Source organism: Parendozoicomonas verongulae (assembly GCF_009711465.1).
GTDB lineage: Bacteria > Pseudomonadota > Gammaproteobacteria > Pseudomonadales > Endozoicomonadaceae > Sansalvadorimonas > Sansalvadorimonas verongulae.
This window is the reverse complement of record NZ_SMME01000870.1, coordinates 24,250-41,423: the sequence shown is the minus strand read 5'-3', so window position 1 is coordinate 41,423 and position 17,174 is coordinate 24,250. Positions and strand designations below refer to the sequence as shown.

Below are 17,174 nucleotides of genomic sequence, written 5' to 3'. Positions count from 1 at the left end.
CCAGGGATGGGACGCCGTTTTTCCGTTGCTAAAAGTTATCTCGCAGGTGCCATGCTGTGCGCTTTCAGTACACTTCCTCTGGAGGCTCAGGCCGACACCCTTCAGGAGGCGATTTCCTATACCATCGAAACTAATCCGGAAGTGCTGATCAGCATGAACCGTTTTCGTGCTTCGGAAGAAACTATTGCCATCGAGCGTGCCGGATACCTGCCTAAACTGGGTATTAGCGGTCGTACCGGCTGGCAGCGTAAGAACACCAATGTCAAATCTGGAAATACAAAAACAACGGATCGTTTGGGAGAAACGACTTTCGCCGTTCAACAGATGCTCTTTGATGGGTTCCGCACCAGCAGCCGCTTGAAAGGAGCGCAGATGGATGCCCGTTCCCGCTCTCTGATGATGCACGCCAGAGCAGAAACTGTGGCCCTGCAAGTTGCAGAAGTCTATCTCAAAGTGATTCGGGCGGAGCAGCTTGTGGAGCTGGCTCGTGAAAATCTTGCGATTCACGATGAGATATACGATCAAATTCACACCCGTACCGATAGCGGGCTCTCCCGCACCTCAGATCTCGAACAAATCAGAAGCCGTCGGGCACGGGCCAGTGCCAATCTCGTAACAGCTATAAACACACTCTCCAATGGGCGCAGTGAGTTTTTCAGTGTTGTGAATCGCAAGCCTAATAGTCTGGTTATGCCGGAGATGGATATCTCCATGCTGCCTGTGACCCTGGATGAAGCCATGGCCATGGCTGGGCAGAACAACCCCATGATTAAGGCCTCCGGTTACGATGTAAAAACCTATGAAGCTCAGGCTGAAGCCACCAAAAGTAATTTCCTGCCCCAGCTGGATTTGGAAGTTGGGCAAACCTTCAGCGACATCCGCTCCGATATTCCTACGGCCGATGGCCGTACCGACACGCTCAGCGCCATGCTGAACTTCTCCTACAACCTCTATAACGGTGGGGCAGATCAGGCTCGCCGCAGAGAAGCAGCCTGGAAGGTAGAAGAAGCGCGTGCTTCCCGTGAACTGAGTTATCGTAATGTGACGCGAGACTTACGCCTGGCCTGGGACTCATTCGTTTATATGGATGGTCAGGTGAATTATCTGAAGGAGCACATTTCTGCCAGCCGGGAAGTGGCCAAGGCCTATCAGCAGCAGTTCCGGTTAGGAAAACGTTCATTGTTGGATTTGCTGGATACAGAAAACGAGCTGTTCCAGTCTCAGAGGGACTTTATTGAAGCTGTTCACGAAGAGTTGTTTTCCCGCTACCGAGTACTGTACGGAACGGGGCAACTGCTGGATAGTATGAATGTTGACCTGCCAATGATGCTTCAGGCCGAAATGAACTTCAGAGTAAACCTTCCTGGGGGTCAATAAGGTGGGTAGTATCGTCATCGCCTCGTAGTTGCTGACGGTACCAGCGGCGTTTTAAGAGTTTATCCTGTGCGGGCTGGGGCAGCTCGGTAAACTGGAAAAGCTGTTTTTCAATCATCAACTCAATCAAGTCGTCCAGAACCCGGATGAAGTCTTTATCCGAGTCCTCCAGATCTGAACTGCGTTGTTTATTAAGGAAGCGGAGAACTTCTCTGGAATTCTGGTCCAGCTCCTGCCACTGCTCCGATACAGCCTGCTCGCCGATGGCTATCAGTATTCCGTCATCATCCCTGAGCCCGTAAAGCATAATCAGTGACCGTTATTTGTGTGCGTTCTTTTCAGGTTAGCACTCCGTCACAGACCTTAGCTTACATCGCAGAAACCCAGCTGAACCAACCGCTGGACTCTTTCATAGTGGATGTCAGGGGAAGGCCGGACAGCAGAGTACTCACCAGCTTACGGCCAACGGCAATCGGGTCATCCCCCGGGCGGCCTTCACCTCGGCCAGATGTAGTCCACATCACATCACCGGTTTTGATATCCATCAGGTTGAGGGTCAGATCCATCGCGAAACGGCCATCTGTGCTTTTGGTGTACTCGTTGACTGTGCCTGCCATTCCGAGCTCTACACCGTGTTGGGCGGCCCACTGCAGTGCATTTTTCAGACGATGGGCGCTGTCCAGCAGGGAATTGTCACCGCGGGTTTCTGTTTCCGGTGGCAGCTCCACCTTCTTAATACCTTTGGAGGCCAGCAGCACCGTCAGCATCCGTTCAATCTGAATACCTGCTTCTTCCGATTGCAGGGACTGAACAGGCAATACCGCCCAGTTCGCTGAAAACGGATAACCATCTTTATAAGGTGTTGAGCTACACCCAGCGAGAACAGCCAGGGTGAGGGCAAACAAAAAACCGCGAAAAGGAGTCATTGTTGATGTCCTGATTTAGCCTGCTGATGTGCGCTGGCTTCTGTAAGTGCGCAGCCACTGCAGGGCGATAATTGTTGTTGCATTATTGATCTTGCCATCGTCCAGCATAGCAAGAGCATCTGTCGCTTTGATGACATGTACGCGGATGTCTTCGTCTTCTGAATCCAGCCCGTGAATGCCTCCAGCATTGGAACTATCGACCAGACCACAGAAGAGGTGAATGACTTCGTTGCAGGCACCGGGAGACGGATAATACGCAAAGATGGGCTTCAGTTCTGTGATGAGACAGCCAGACTCTTCTACCGCTTCACGCATCACGACATCTTCCGGCTTTTCACCTGGCTCTGCGATGCCTGCCACAACCTCCAGCATCCAGGCAGATTCGGCGTTAGCACCAGCTTCAATCATGGCGCCAACCCGAAGCTGTTCTACCAGAACGACATTGTCGAGTTTTTCATCGTAGAGCAATGCTGCGGCGGCGGGTGTGCGAAGAAAGGCCTCTCGCGCAACAAGGTTGCTCTCCCCTCCACGGAACAGAGAGTGGCGAAAGTAATAGCGAGCAGCGTGAAAAAAACCTTTGTAGAGAGGTTCTGTTTTTTCAATGGTGAAAGAGAGTTTGCTCTTGCTGCTCATTGTCCTTCCTATCTGTAAAGGTTCTTCGCTTTCAGATGTGCTAAAACCGATGGTGTAACCAGTTTGGCAAGTGCCTGCTCTGGAATCTCACTCTCATTACAGTTTTGCAGAAGTTTTCGTACCAGTGTGCTGCGTGCATGAATATTTTCACGGGCGGTAAAAATATTCCACCGTTCACTAATTTCCTGATGGCGGTAAAACCGCTGCCAGGTTTCAGGGGCAGCGTTATCCGGGCCTCGGATAAAGCTGAATTCGGTATCAGGGTTTTGTTGGCTAAGGTGATTTAATAGCGTCCAGGTGTATACGGGGCGATCCGGCTTTTCCTGGTGAAGTTTCTGTTCCACAAGGGATACAGTCACAGAGCAGTGGATGTCTGCCATATCCTCACAAAAAGCAGCCAGCAGCCCGGCACGGGCTTCCAGAGAGAGGGATTGCTTGTTAAAAGCGTGTGCAGCACTGGGAACCAAAAGAATGTGCTCGAACTCTGAGGCGGCTTGTTGAATAACGTCCAGATGCCCTCGTGTAGGAGGATTAAAAGCCGAGCCGAAAACGCCAGTACGCTTCATGAATCAACCGAAAATGAATGGTGGTGAAGCTGTTAATTCTAACTGACTTGCGAAGTTCGGGAAATGAATACTGGCTTTTGTAGAACTACAAAAATATACACTTGGTATAGCTCTTGTCAGGTTAGGTAATTATGGCAACCCCTCTCGTGGATTTACGGATTTTGTGAAAATTGTAAAGAGCTATTATGGACAGGCTTTTTCATTACTCCCTGACTTTTGGTTGTAATAATAGGCCTGACATCATTTTCCTCCCCCCTCTGCTTGGATGTCAGGCTTTTTTTTTGCTTTTTCCAGCTACTCTCAATAACCCCCTTAGCTCTTTGTTCTGGCCGATATAAAAACGCCCGACCGAAGTCGAGCATTTGTATTTCTATTTTGATACTCAGATCTTTTCGAAGAGTAGATCCCACACACCGTGGCCCAGACGTTCGCCACGCTTTTCAAACTTGGTAATGGGACGGTAATCCGGACGGGGAGAGTAATTGTTCTCGCCAGCCTGGTTTCTCCAGCCTTCTGCGGCGTTCATCACTTCCATCATCTGTTCTGCATAGTTTTCCCAATCTGTTGCCAAGTGCAGAACACCACCGGTTTTCAGCTTGGGCAGCAGAGATGCAACAAATCCAGGTTGAATCAGGCGACGCTTGTTGTGACGTTTTTTGTGCCATGGATCCGGGAAGTACACCTGCAGACGGTCGATACTGCTATTTGGAATGCATTTGGCCAGAACTTCTACCGCATCGTCGCAGTAAGCGCGTAAGTTTCTGAGACCAGCTTTATCTGCTTCGTTCATCAGGCTGCCAACGCCGGGGCGATGAACTTCAATACCGATAAAGTTTTTATCCTGCTCGTTACCAGCCATCTCAACCAGAGACAAACCCATACCAAAGCCGATCTCCAGTACCAGCGGAGCCTTGCGGCCAAAAACGCCATCAAGATTCAACAGCCCGTCTTCCAGCTTGAGGCCCTGCTTCGGAAAAATAACATCCCAGCCTTTCTGTTGGCCGGTTGTCATTCGCCCAGCTCGCAGTACAAAGCTTTTGATCTTACGGGGATGAGGCGTTTGCGCCTGATCGTTTGAAGAAATATCGGTTTCGGTCATGGGGGAGAAACTGTCAGTGAACGTTTTTCAAGGGCGCGCATTATACGGGGTGATCCGAATCCCGTGCCAGAGAATTGTAAGCCAGCCCAGCAGAAAAGCGACTCCACCCAGCGGAGTGACCATACCGAGTTTGCGAATCTCAGTAATCGCCAGCAGATAGAGGCTGCCAGAAAACAGCACGATACCTGTGGTGAAAAAGCGTCCAGCCCACAATAATGTGCGATTGGGTTTATCAGAAGAAAAAAGTGCCAGCACCGCAACCAGGCCAAGGGCTACTGTATGAAACATTTGATAATTGACGGCTTTATCCCAGATATTCAGCTGATAGGCTGAAAAACTTGCGGCCAGCGCATGGGCGCCAAAAGCACCCAGTGCCACCACAAGAAATCCTGATATTGCAGCAGTAATCAGAAATGAGCGCCCCATTACACATTATCCGTCGCAAGAGTCAGGCCTTTCTGGAAGTAGCCGGAACTTAGCTCATGCTCTCCCAGTTGTGCCAGCAGTATGCCTAACTCGTTATAGGTATCAACGCTATGACGCAGCTTCAGGCTGGTTTCCAGGTATTCCCGGGATTTGCCCCACAACTGATTCTTGGAGCAGATACGGCCAAGAGCCAAGAGCAGCTCTGGATCATTCGGGCGCTCTGCCAACAGCTTTTCTGCAGCGAGAAGCTGGCGGCTGGGGTCAGTGCAGACAATCCGACCATAAATGTGAATCAGGGAAACGCTGTAGAGTGCGGGAAGCTGGCGACGAATAAACGCTTCCGCCTGTTCCTGAGCGCCTAGCTGAAACAGGCACAGTGCATACCGATAAAGCAAATCGGTATTGCGACGCTGGGCTTTAGTGAGAGATTGCCAGATGTCATCGGCAGGACGGGTGCACTCACTTCCTTTCAGGTTGCGACCTTTATTACGTGCTTGATCAAACAGTTCGCGATAAATGTTTTTTTCCAGCTCCTCCAGAGCGCCGTTGTCCAGAACCTTGTGCTTACGCAGTTGGGGAAGTAATTCTGCCAGCGCATGCCAGTCGCCCAGTCGCTCATAGGTTTGCTTTAGCAGTTTAAGCAGGTACGGGTGCCTGGGTGATTTTTTATGGAGAGATTTGAGCGTTGCCAAAGCTTGCTCAAACTGCCCTTGCGAGCTCTGCACCTCAGCTTGAGTAATACCAATGGCCATATAAGCGGCAGGTGCTGTCTCATCGGCTTTTCGCAGAAAGTCTTTGCAGGCTTCCATATCATTACTTGCGCTGGCGGCTCTTGCCGCCACAAGGTAATTCAGCAGAGGGAAAGTGCCGGTTTGTCCAGCCTGGGAAAGATGACGCTGGGCCGCTTTCCAATTGCCGTTGGCAAATGCGATCAAACCTTTGTTAGAGAGTTTTTGACCACGACGACGGCGGGCTTTGGCAGTCATGGGAACAATTGCACCTGCACCATTTTGCAAAGTACGAATAAGTGACAGCGCAAGTTTTAATCCACAGAGTAAAAAAGCCAGTGCCAGGATAGACGCCCAAAGGCTGCTTTCAAGGGTGTAGCCGTTATAGGCCACCAGAACATACCCGCTATCAAGGAAGAAATAGCGAACAGTCAGAAAACAGCCCGCAATCAAGAGCAGAACAAACAGGGATTTGAGGATGATCTGTCTCATGATCTGTCCTCCGTCTTGCTTTTGGTTACAGGTTCAACGGGCAGGTTATGATCCGCTTTTTCGTTGATGTAGGCTTTCAGAGAAGTCAGTGAGCGACTGATGTCTGGTGTTGATTGCTCAACGGGCGTTCCCGCAAGACGATCCAGAGCTGTATGAAGAGCGGTAATCTCGGAACCGTTATTAATGAACCACTGGTTGAGCCAACCTTGAGCTTTCCTGAGGCTGGCCTGATAAACCTCAGTGCGCCCTTGCAACAGAGAAGTCTGGGCCTGCTCCAGCATCAAGCGCAGGTTCTGACGCAGGTACATCTCCTGGCGGGCAGACACCAGAGGAGCCACTTTGTGGTTGCTTTCACGCAGACGGAACTGGGCCGCAAAAGTGTTGAAGATATCCTCCGCGGCTTCGGAGGCTGCGCTGATCCACTGGCTCAGAGTAAAGCTTACCTGTTCTTGCAAGGGCGCATCATCTGGCAGGGTTTCAGGTTGATCACTGGTAATGATTTCCGGTTCGGAGGCTGGCTCGACCATGGGAGCATTGGAGGATGCCAGAGGCAATTGATCAATGCGGTCAGCCAGAGCATTCAATTCCATCCAGCTGGCGGTAATATCATTCTCCGGTGTGGCACGCAGTGCAGCCAAGTCTTCTGCCAGAGCCTGACGCACATTGAACAGGCCGTATTCATCCACAGCCACTAACAGCACATCGGCTTGAGACAGGAGAGTTTTGGCGCTTTTGATATCATGCATGGTGAGCAGGCGCTGGTTAGCCAGTCGCATCAGGTATTCTGCCTCAGCCAGCTTCCAGACATTACGGTCTGCGCCCTGAAGACGGTTCAGACGACGATCCACATTATCGATGCGGGTAACCAGGCGGTCAGACTGCCCCACAACGTCCTGCATATTCTGTTTTATCGTTTGCTGGGTCTGGTAGAGGGCGCTTTTAACGCTCTGGTTGTTTTCAGTGAATTGCTGATCTACCCAGCTTTGGCCTGCCAGTTTGTCGTTGGAGAGCAGCGGCCAGACACTCTGATAGCCGTACCAGCCTGCCGCTCCAATTACTGCTGTTAGAGTCAGGGACAGAGCGGTGGCAAACACCGCCAGCCTACTAATGGTTGGTGTTTTGACGGACTGGCGATTGGCCATACCCGATGATGATTTGTCCGCCCGCTCATCCTTCGGGGGCTGGGACATCTTCTGTGGCGTATTGTCGTTCACCCTGACCTGCTCACTTATCAGTTTGTCTATCGGTTTGTTTAGCGTATCAATATACGAGCTGTAATAAAGCCTCGGCAATATCCTGATCACCCGCACCTGGGCTGATAACAACTTTTTTAAAACCAAACTTTCTGGCCTGCCTGGCCACTCGTGGGCTGGGCACAATCAGCGGTACAAGAATCAAATCCTGAAGGTTGGGTACGCAGGCCTGAATATTGCTGATGATTTGACCACTGGTGGCGACAATAGCATTTATGTCCGCACTTGCCAGTGTCGTTTCTATTTCGGTTGGGGAGTAATCAGGGCATTGACGACGATAGAGAACCACCGCTACAACCCGTGCTCCCCGGCGAGTGAGCTCCTCTGTCAGCAGATCTCGCCCACCTTCACCTTTCAGAATCAGAATATTATCGCCTTCTACCTGCTTCAGCGCAGGTAGTTCCAGCATGGACTCGCTGGTGAATTCCGATTCAGGACACTGGGGATGAATACCTTTCTCCCTCAACGCTTTGGCCGTTCCCTTGCCCGGCGTAAACCACTTGGTATCTGGATGAAACCCTGTAAGTTTTTGAAAACCCACTTCGACAGCGGGCACGCTAATAGCAATCACTTTATGAAACTGTGATAGCTCCTCCAGCTTTGGTGCTGGCAGTACAGGGCGAATCTCCACCATGGGAAGAAGAGTGGTTTTGGCGCCTTTGCCCTGCAGAAAGTCCGCAAGCCGGTTGGCTTGTGGCTGCGGGCGGGTGATCAGCACCCGCAGCCCTTCCAAAGGTAAGCTCATTGTTCGTCTGATGAGCCAGCAGGTGTGCTGGCGTTGGCTGTGGTGGAATGTAGCAGTGAGGCGAGAATCTCTCCGGCCCCCTGCTCCAGAAGGTGCTCTGCAGCACGGATGCCTGCCTGTTCGTATTCATTAGCAGGCACGGTGTGTTCCGTTCGCAAAATTTTACTGGCATCTGGCTGGCCGACAAGGCCGCGCAGAAAGAGTTGGTCGCCCTGAAGCTCGGCAAAGCTGGCAATAGGGACATGACAACCGCCATTCAGTGTCTGATTCATGGCGCGTTCAGCGAGTACGCATTTGGCCGTGTCCTCGTGATGCAGTGGCTTGATAAGGTCGATGATGTTTGAATCGCCTGTACGGCACTCGATGCCAACGGCGCCTTGCCCGCCTGCTGGCAGGGATAAATCTGTTTCCAGACAATGGGTGATGCGATCTTCAAACTTAAGGCGAATCAGCCCTGCCGCGGCGAGAATGATGGCATCGTATTCTCCAGCATCCAGTTTGGCGAGACGGGTGTTCACATTGCCACGGAGGAAGTTGATGGTGAGGTCTGGGCGTTTGGCCAGAATCTGACATTGGCGGCGCAGGCTGGAGGTACCAACAATCGCTCCCTGAGGCAGCTCTTCAAGAGATGTGTATGTGTTGGAAACAAAAGCATCCCGAGGGTCTTCCCGCTCACAGATCACAGAAAGTCCCAAGCCTTCCGGAAAGTGCATGGGGACATCTTTCATGGAATGAACGGCGATATCCGCCCGGTTCTCCAGCAGGGCGTGTTCCAGTTCCTTTACAAACAGCCCTTTGCCACCAATTTTGGCCAGTGGAGCATCAAGCAGTTTATCGCCACGACTGACCATTGTTACCAATTCGACGTTCAGATCCGGGTGTAAGGTTTCCAGTCGGCTTTTTACATATTCCGCCTGCCAGAGAGCCAGTGCGCTTTTGCGGGTGGCGATTCTGAGGGTTTTCATTGCTGCTTGTACTCTTTTTTACTGCCAGCTTTGTGTAGCAGGGCGCTCCAATAATTACCCAATCATACGGTTTTTGCAGGAAAAAAACTGCAGCATCCAATGAAATGCCTGACTGCCTGGTCATAAGCTTTTATCTCAAATCGACTTTGATAGACGGGGCCTGTGTGGTTGTGGGAGAAAAAAAGAAGAGTAACAACGAGGGTGAGTCCATTGTCCTCTGCGTATTTCCTAGCTCTGTTTATAGAATGAGCTGCATGCAGGACAGACAATGCTTGGAAAACGCCCATACAGTTGTGTAACTGATGCTGGAAGTGTAGTGATCGGAGGGTATACTGCGCCAGCTGTGTATCCTGAAACTCGAGGGTAGGTATTTAGGGTATTGGTTCCAGGCCACTGCTGAGCAGTCTCATTGAGTATGTGGTGATACCTGGGCTGATCAAAAGAGTGAGGCAACATTGAAACCCCTCCCATTCGATAACTCTGCTCTATGGGGGGCATTTGGAGCCTAAGCTCAGGTGGGATGAAAAGGTCCGTCTTGTCCTCATGTATATCCCATCGTATTTCATGAGCTTGAGGGGACGCTGCAGTTGCTTCCGGTGTGTACACATACTCAAAACCAAGGAAAGTATGGGTTTGCAGATAGGAGAGTCTTTGGTGTGTGAGTACTGAAGCTGTATGCACTAATGAAGGTGTTGAGGCAGATATTGCTGAGACAGGCGTATTGGGTTTTTCGCTATGCAAGAGAATACTAATCTTATCAACATGTCTTCCCAGCAGATCATCAATTACTCCTAGCTTTTGCAGCATAGGCCTGTGGCTATTGGCAAAAGTCACAAGTGCTTGGTAAAGCTGTTCTGGTTTTGTCACAGAATTGGCTGTTTCATAGGCACTTTGAACTGTAACGCTCAGACGCAGTTCGTGGATCGAGGGCTTTTGAGGGTCTATGGGAATGTCTGCATTTGAATGACCATAGAGCGGACTACTTGGCATTGCAGCGGTGGAACCAGGGTAGGAAGCATGTCCTTCATTTCGCAGCGGTCTGAGTGCGTGGTTCCAAAATAAAAAACGTGTGAACGATTCCAGGGGGACAGATGAATCGGGGATAACGTCCCAGCCATCCAGTGTTATGGATCTATCACTGAACCACAGTTCGTCTTTTGCTTTTAACCTATCATAAAGTGTGATGCGGCGAATGTTCATTTGGGCACTTTGAATGCTGGCTTCTATTTCATCTGTAGCCAGGTTGATATGGCCAAAGGTGATGACGGGGTCGTCGCTTTCTTTGGTTATGAGTTGACCGGATCCGTGCTCCTGTTTTGAAAAACTGGTGTCTAAAGTCACAGAACCCATAAATTCCAGTGCGGTTAAATCCCCCCTTTCTGTTAGCATTTCGTCTCTTAACTCTTTCATCTTTGTTGTCGTTAAATGTGAGGCAGGTGCTGCTTGACTCAATGTTAGCGGGCTGGTTTTTGGGCTTTTGTCCATTCGTTTTTTCCAGAAACCTTTTTTCTCTCTTTCTTTTTCATCCTCTTGACGCTTGGCTTGCTCTGCTTGATGTCGGAGCTGGAATACTAGATCTGCGCCTTTTGTACTGGTTTGCAGATTTGTGACCTTGAAGCGTTTAAATTTCACTGCATGAGTATGGGGCGTAATAAAAAACAGGCAGAGGATCAAAATACACGCAAATAACTTTTTCCAGATCGGCAAAACCAGACTCGCAGCAACAGATCCCATTGGTCATCACTCTTGAGGGGCTGCCATTTATGTATAGACCATGGATGTCGTTTAGCGAGATTATATTGCTTTTAGCTGTCCAGTTTTACAGCCGTCCAGTTTTACCGCCTGCTCTTCATTGTGAGGATTCACTTGCCATCATTATGTGAAAGCAATGATCCGGGTACCTAATAAGGTTTAATGAAGCCCAAAGCCTGGCGGTAGTAAGTGTCTTTTATGGTGTGGAAGGTTTTCTGATTGAACTGCACGCCGGTTGTAAGAATGCTATGACTCATAGAGTAGCTCGTGCACCAATTTGAGAATCGTTTGATTCCACCCGACCGGGCCAGGTGCATCCGTGGTGATCAGGTTTTTGATGTGGTTGCATTTTGGTGCATGACCATGGTCTGATATGACCAGCACGGGGTTATCCACAGCCTCCAGCATCGGGAGATCGTTACTGCCATCACCTAACCCGATAGTCATGAATTTGCTGTCAGGATATTCCGCCTGAAAATGATCCTTCAGCCACTGCACTATTAACCCTTTATTACCCTCGCTTGACACATAATGAAAGCGTCCACCCCGTGTAAGGTGCAGGTTTCTGGCATCCAGCAGGCGTTTGAATAGCGACAGGTTTTCTTCAGTATCGCTCCAGATCAGTGGTTCACTGCAGTCTCTGTCCCGGGCGCGTTTAGCCTCTTCGAGATCCAGCCCTGTGCAGGCTGATATTTCTCTCAGTGTCATATCGTGAAAGCCTGTGAAGGATAGACCATATTCAGAGCGAATATTTGCAAGTATTTGGATAGTCTGGGAATACAGGCTGCCAAACATTGTTGTGCGATAGCCTTTTTCAGCTTCGCCAGAAAAGTAGTTATCTGGAATAGAAAGACAGCTGCCGTTTTCTGTGGCGAACGGGTCGTTATTATTGAGTTGATTCCGCAGGAAAACCGTTTCTGTACGGGTTTTACTAGTGTTGAATATCAGGGGAATATGAAGAGCTTTGAGAAGGGCAAGGGCCTCTGCGGCGGGCTCGGTGCTGTAGCTTTCATGATCCAGAAGAGTGCCGTCAAGATCGGTAAAAACAAGCAGTCTGATATCTTTCATTATTATTTTACCGAAGAGGTAACAGATCCAATATTACATAAAATACCTGACCAAAACAGTCTTTTTAATTCTAGTGGTTATGGGTAGGATGGGTGCACGAGTTAAGTAAAAATAGCTTTGCTTTATAGTTAAAAATACCTATATCCTGCCATGTTCATCAGGAACAGTAATGGGCATGATCCAATAGCACAAGAAGAAGGCTGCCAGTTATAAGAAAGACTCGAAAAGGAGCGCAAACAGGGAAGCAAAGTGGCCTGAGTGGAAGGCCCTGGCAGATCCGTAACATGAATAACGATAAGACGGGTGGTTTATGTCCTTGTTTCAGCACTATCAGAGCCGTTTCGACTCTACACAACAGGAAGAAATGAGCCTGCAGGAGTATCTGGACCTGTGTAAGCAGGATTCAGGTACCTATGCCAATGCCGCTGAGCGGATGCTCATGGCCATCGGCGAAGCAGAAATGGTGGATACCTCCAGAGATCCGCGCCTGAGCCGTATCTTTTCCAACAAAATCATCAAGCGTTACCCAACCTTTAACGAGTTCTATGGTATGGAAGAAGCCATAGATCAGATCGTTTCCTATTTCCGCCATGCATCTCAAGGTTTGGAAGAGAAGAAGCAGATTCTTTATCTCCTGGGCCCTGTGGGTGGTGGTAAATCCTCTCTGGCAGAGCGCCTCAAAGCGTTGATCCAGAAGGTGCCGTTCTATGCCATCAAGGGCTCGCCGGTGTTTGAATCACCACTGGGGCTGTTTGATGACGCGGAAGACGGCGCCATTTTGAGTGAAGAGTACGGTATCCCTCGCAGATACCTGCGTCACATCATGTCACCTTGGGCAGTGAAGCGCCTCCATGAGTACGGCGGCGACATATCCAAGTTCCGCGTTGTGAAGCTATACCCGAGCATTCTCAACCAGGTTGCAGTAGCCAAAACGGAGCCCGGCGATGAAAACAATCAGGACATCTCAAGTCTCGTTGGTAAGGTTGATATCCGTCAGCTGGAAGAATTTTCTCAGGACGATCCAGACGCTTACAGCTTCTCCGGAGCCCTGTGTCGTGCCAATCAGGGTGTCATGGAATTCGTCGAAATGTTCAAGGCGCCCATCAAGGTACTCCACCCGTTACTGACTGCCACTCAGGAAGGTAACTACAACAGTACCGAAGGCCTCGGCGCGATTCCGTTTGAAGGTGTGTTGCTGGCGCACTCCAACGAATCCGAGTGGCAGACATTCCGCAACAACAAGACTAACGAAGCCTTCATCGACCGAGTGAATATCGTCAAGGTGCCTTACTGCACCCGTGTCAGTGAAGAGATTCATATTTATGAGAAGCTCCTTGAGCACAGCTCCTTGAAGCAGTCGCCCTGTGCACCTGACACTTTGAAGATGCTGGCTCAGTTCACCACGTTGTCCCGTATCAAGGAGCCTGATAACTCCAACGCCTACTCCAAAATGCGAATATACGACGGTGAAAATCTGAAAGATACCGATCCACACGCCAAGTCTCTGCAAGAGTACAAGGATGCGGCCGGTGTTGATGAAGGCATGGAAGGTCTCTCCACTCGTTTCGCGTTCAAGACTCTGTCCAAGGTCTTTAACTTCGACTCATCAGAAGTGGCAGCCAACCCGGTTCATCTGCTGTATGTGCTGGAGCGTGAGATTGAGCAGCAGCAGTTCCCACAGGAAACCCATGATCGCTATATGCGTTTCATCAAGGAATACCTGGCGCCCAAGTATGTGGAGTTCCTGGGCAAAGAGATTCAGACTGCTTATCTGGAGTCCTACTCTGAGTACGGCCAGAATATCTTTGACCGCTACATCACTTACGCTGATTTCTGGATTCAGGATCAGGAGTTCCGTGACCCTGACACCGGCCACATCCTCGACCGAGCAACATTGAGCGATGAGCTGGAGAAGATCGAGAAGCCTGCGGGTATCGCCAATCCGAAGGACTTCCGTAACGAAGTAGTGAACTTTGTGTTGCGGGCTCGCGCCAATCATGAAGGTAAGAACCCAAGCTGGTTGAGCTACGAGAAGATGCGCTCAGTGATTGAGAAGAAGATGTTCTCCAATACTGAAGATCTGCTGCCGGTGATCAGCTTTAACACCAAGTCCAGCCAGGATGAGCGGAAGAAGCACCACGATTTTGTGGAACGGATGATGAAGCATGGCTACACCGAGAAGCAGGTACGCCTGCTGTGCGAATGGTATATCCGGGTTCGCAAGTCTCAGTAACGTCAGACAGTCATGTGTATAACACGACGGGGGGCTCCTTAGGGAGTCGCCCCAGTCTTTCCTGACACAAAGCTGGAGGTGTTTATGAGCAGTATTATCATAGACCGCCGTCGTAACAGTAAAGGGAAGAGTACGGTGAATCGCGAGCGTTTTATGCGCCGTTATCGCCGGCAGATCCAGAAAGCTGTAAACGACGCGGTGAACAGCAGAAGTATCACCGACACTGATAGTGGTGAAGAAATAACTATTTCCCGGAAAAGTTTGTCCGAGCCCTTCTTCCATCACGGAGAAGGTGGTGATCGGGATCAGACCCATCCGGGCAATAAAGAGTTCGTGACAGGCGACCGTTTTCCCAAGCCCAAGGGCGGTAAGGGAAAGGGCAAAGGCGGTGGCGGAGGAGATGCCTCCGACAGTGGTGAAGGCCTGGACGATTTTGCCTTCCAGATTAACCGTGATGAGTTTCTCGAGTATCTGTTTGACGATCTTGAGCTGCCCAACATGGTGCGCAAAGAGCTAAAGGAAAGCAGCGAGTTTGCTTTCCGCCGTGGTGGTTTCACCAGTGCCGGTGCGCCGGATCGTTTGAATGTGATTCGCTCCCTGCGTGGTGCACACGCACGGCGGATTGCTTTGTCTGGCAAGGATCGCAAAGAGATTCGTGCCCTCAAGCGTGAACTGCGGGAGATGGAAGTCAGCCCGGACGATACCAATGAGGCACGGGCAGAAGAAATTAAACTGCGTATTAAGGAACTGAACGAGAAAATCAAACGGCTGCCGTTTATTGATGACTTTGATCTCAAGTTCAACAACCTGATTAAAGTGCCACTGCCGTCCAGTAGCGCAGTGATGTTCTGCGTGATGGATGTATCTGGCTCCATGACCCGTGACATAAAGGATATGGCCAAGCGTTTCTTCTTCCTGCTCTATATGTTCCTGCAGCGGAACTACGAGAAGGTGGAAGTGGTATTTATCCGCCACCACGCCGAAGCAAAAGAGTGCGATGAGCACGATTTCTTCTACGCGCGGGAAACTGGTGGAACGGTGGTGTCGTCTGCCCTAACGCTGGCACGGGATATTATCGACGAACGGTACGATCCCAAGAAGTACAACATCTACGTGGCCCAGGCTTCGGATGGTGATAACTGGGAGGCAGATTCGCCCAAGTGCTCGAAGGTTATCTCGGAAGATATGATGAAGAATCTGGCATACTACGCCTATGTCGAGATTACCGACCGTCATCATCAGAACCTGTGGCACGAGTACAAGAAGCTGGAACAGGCGCACCCTGACCACTTTGCCATGTCCCATATCAAGGGGCCGACGGATATCTATCCGGTGTTCCGTGAACTGTTTGAGAAGAAGGAGGCGATGGCATGACCAAGTCAGCAAAAGCCCCCCTGTTTACCGGCTCGGAGTGGAACTTCGGGTTGATTGAATCTATCGATCATGAGATTGCCAGGATTGCCAAAGAGTTTGGTCTGGATACTTACCCCAACCAGATTGAAGTAATCAGCTCCGAGCAGATGCTGGATGCTTATGCATCGGTGGGTATGCCGTTGATGTATAACCACTGGTCTTTCGGTAAGCAGTTTCTTGCCAACCAGGGAAACTATCAGCGAGGCCAGATGGGGCTGGCCTACGAGATTGTGATTAACTCCAACCCCTGTATCTCCTACCTGATGGAAGAGAACTCCATGACTATGCAGACGCTGGTAATTGCCCACGCCTGCTATGGCCATAACTCATTCTTCAAGGGGAACTATCTGTTCCGGGCCTGGACGGATGCGGATTCTATAATTGACTACCTGATGTTCGCCAAAAACTACATCGCTCAGTGTGAAGAGAAATATGGCATTGATGCGGTGGAGGAAATTCTGGATGCAGCGCACTCTCTGCAAAGTCAGGGAGTGAACCGCTATAAACGTCCGGTGCCGCTGTCTGCTGATGAAGAAAAGCATCGTCAGAAGGAGCGGGAAGAGTATATTCAGCGCACACTGAATGATATCTGGACCACGATTCCCCAGAAGTTCCGCAAGGAAGAGAAGGTGGAAGCCCGCTTCCCGGCGGATCCGGAAGAGAACATTCTCTACTTTATTGAGAAGCACGCGCCATTGCTGGACACCTGGCAGCGTGAACTGATCCGTATCGTGCGGAAGATGGCGCAATACTTCTATCCACAAAAGCAAACCAAAGTGATGAACGAAGGGTGGGCGACCTTCTGGCACTACACCCTGATGCATGAATTGCACGACAGGGGAATTATTACCGACGGCAGCATGCTGGAGTTTTTGCAGTCTCACACCAATGTCGTGTTCCAGCCGGAGTTTGATGATCCCCGCTACAGTGGTTTGAACCCTTACACTCTGGGCTTCAACATCTTCACAGATATCAAGCGCATTTGCCTTGATCCCACAGATGAAGACAAACGCTGGTTCCCGGACTTTGCAGGCAATCAGAACTGGGGGGAAGTGCTGGACTATGCCATGCGTAACTTTAAGGATGAGAGCTTTATCCTCCAGTATCTCTCACCGAAAGTGATGCGGGATATGCGTCTGTTCACGATTGTCTCTGAAGAGGCAAATAACTATCTGGAAGTGGGGGCTATTCACAACGATGAAGGCTTCCGGCAGCTGCGTCAGAATCTGGCTGCACAGTACAACCTGGGAAATCTGGAACCTAATATTCAGGTATACAGCGTGGATGCCAAGGGCGATCGGTCGATGACGCTTCGTCATTACCGTCATAAAAACTGCCCTCTGGATAATGGCAGCACCAACGAAATTCTGGGCCACATTCAAAGCCTTTGGGGTTTTGATGTGCGGCTGGAGTCGGTTGATGGCGAGCAGGTTCTTGAAACCTATTCAACGTCAGCCAAGGGAGGCGATAGCGAGGCGGCTTAAAAAACCGCAATCTTTTT

16 protein-coding genes are annotated in these 17,174 nt (G+C 50.3%); 4 read left to right on the top strand and 12 right to left on the bottom strand.

All coding sequences use genetic code 11. The features are described 5' to 3' along the window. Positions 1-6 precede the first annotated feature (6 nt). Positions 7-1,377 carry a TolC family outer membrane protein gene (locus tag E1189_RS20350; RefSeq protein WP_155162998.1) on the top strand — a complete coding sequence of 457 codons (1,371 nt, stop codon included), beginning with the start codon at positions 7-9 and terminating at the stop codon, positions 1,375-1,377. On the opposite strand, the gene E1189_RS20345 is transcribed toward E1189_RS20350, so the two are convergent. From E1189_RS20345 to E1189_RS20290, 12 genes are all read right to left on the bottom strand, one after another. Then, complete coding sequence (locus E1189_RS20345; protein WP_155162997.1) at positions 1,349-1,681, bottom strand: tryptophan synthase subunit beta like protein; 333 nt, start codon at positions 1,679-1,681, stop codon at positions 1,349-1,351. The genes E1189_RS20350 and E1189_RS20345 overlap by 29 nt on opposite strands. Before the next feature lie 61 nt (positions 1,682-1,742). Then, entirely contained in the window at positions 1,743-2,300 is a 558-nt protein-coding gene (locus E1189_RS20340) for a hypothetical protein (RefSeq protein ID WP_155162996.1), read from the bottom strand. Between the two features lie 15 nt (positions 2,301-2,315). Continuing rightward, entirely contained in the window at positions 2,316-2,933 is a 618-nt protein-coding gene (locus E1189_RS20335; protein WP_155162995.1) for an NUDIX domain-containing protein, read from the bottom strand. Between the two features lie 8 nt (positions 2,934-2,941). Then, positions 2,942-3,499: an adenylyltransferase/cytidyltransferase family protein gene (locus E1189_RS20330; RefSeq protein WP_155162994.1), complete on the bottom strand. Its 558-nt coding sequence runs from the start codon at positions 3,497-3,499 to the stop codon at positions 2,942-2,944. A gap of 382 nt (positions 3,500-3,881) precedes the next feature. Further along, positions 3,882-4,598 (bottom strand): tRNA (guanosine(46)-N7)-methyltransferase TrmB, encoded by a 717-nt coding sequence (gene trmB, locus E1189_RS20325; RefSeq protein ID WP_155162993.1) that lies wholly within the window; start codon positions 4,596-4,598, stop codon positions 3,882-3,884. Between the two features lie 27 nt (positions 4,599-4,625). Further along, entirely contained in the window at positions 4,626-5,024 is a 399-nt protein-coding gene (locus E1189_RS20320) for a DUF423 domain-containing protein (protein ID WP_155162992.1), read from the bottom strand. Continuing rightward, the gene (locus E1189_RS20315; protein ID WP_155162991.1) at positions 5,024-6,244 is read right to left on the bottom strand and encodes a heme biosynthesis HemY N-terminal domain-containing protein; all 1,221 of its coding nucleotides are present in this window, start codon (positions 6,242-6,244) and stop codon (positions 5,024-5,026) included. The genes E1189_RS20320 and E1189_RS20315 overlap by 1 nt, the downstream gene beginning before the upstream one ends. Then, positions 6,241-7,458, bottom strand: coding sequence for a uroporphyrinogen-III C-methyltransferase (locus E1189_RS20310; RefSeq protein WP_155162990.1), 1,218 nt, complete (start codon positions 7,456-7,458; stop codon positions 6,241-6,243). The genes E1189_RS20315 and E1189_RS20310 overlap by 4 nt, the downstream gene beginning before the upstream one ends. Positions 7,459-7,504: 46 nt before the next feature. After that, complete coding sequence (locus tag E1189_RS20305) at positions 7,505-8,242, bottom strand: uroporphyrinogen-III synthase (protein ID WP_155162988.1); 738 nt, start codon at positions 8,240-8,242, stop codon at positions 7,505-7,507. After that, entirely contained in the window at positions 8,239-9,207 is a 969-nt protein-coding gene (gene hemC, locus E1189_RS20300) for a hydroxymethylbilane synthase (RefSeq protein ID WP_155162986.1), read from the bottom strand. Before hemC ends, E1189_RS20305 begins: the two co-directional genes overlap by 4 nt. Positions 9,208-9,435: 228 nt before the next feature. Continuing rightward, the gene (locus tag E1189_RS20295) at positions 9,436-10,941 is read right to left on the bottom strand and encodes a hypothetical protein (protein WP_155162984.1); all 1,506 of its coding nucleotides are present in this window, start codon (positions 10,939-10,941) and stop codon (positions 9,436-9,438) included. A 264-nt stretch (positions 10,942-11,205) separates the two neighbouring features. Beyond that, entirely contained in the window at positions 11,206-12,027 is an 822-nt protein-coding gene (locus E1189_RS20290) for an HAD-IIB family hydrolase (RefSeq protein WP_155162982.1), read from the bottom strand. 310 nt (positions 12,028-12,337) lie between these two features. On the opposite strand from E1189_RS20290, the gene E1189_RS20285 reads away from it, so the two are divergent. The 3 genes from E1189_RS20285 to E1189_RS20275 all read left to right on the top strand — a co-directional run bounded on the left by E1189_RS20285 (position 12,338) and on the right by E1189_RS20275 (position 17,157). Beyond that, positions 12,338-14,260 carry a PrkA family serine protein kinase gene (locus E1189_RS20285; RefSeq protein ID WP_155162980.1) on the top strand — a complete coding sequence of 641 codons (1,923 nt, stop codon included), beginning with the start codon at positions 12,338-12,340 and terminating at the stop codon, positions 14,258-14,260. An 84-nt stretch (positions 14,261-14,344) separates the two neighbouring features. After that, positions 14,345-15,634, top strand: a complete 1,290-nt coding sequence (locus E1189_RS20280; RefSeq protein WP_155162978.1) for a YeaH/YhbH family protein — start codon at positions 14,345-14,347, stop codon at positions 15,632-15,634. Further along, positions 15,631-17,157, top strand: a complete 1,527-nt coding sequence (locus tag E1189_RS20275) for a SpoVR family protein (protein ID WP_155162976.1) — start codon at positions 15,631-15,633, stop codon at positions 17,155-17,157. The genes E1189_RS20280 and E1189_RS20275 overlap by 4 nt, the downstream gene beginning before the upstream one ends. Positions 17,158-17,174: the final 17 nt, after the last annotated feature.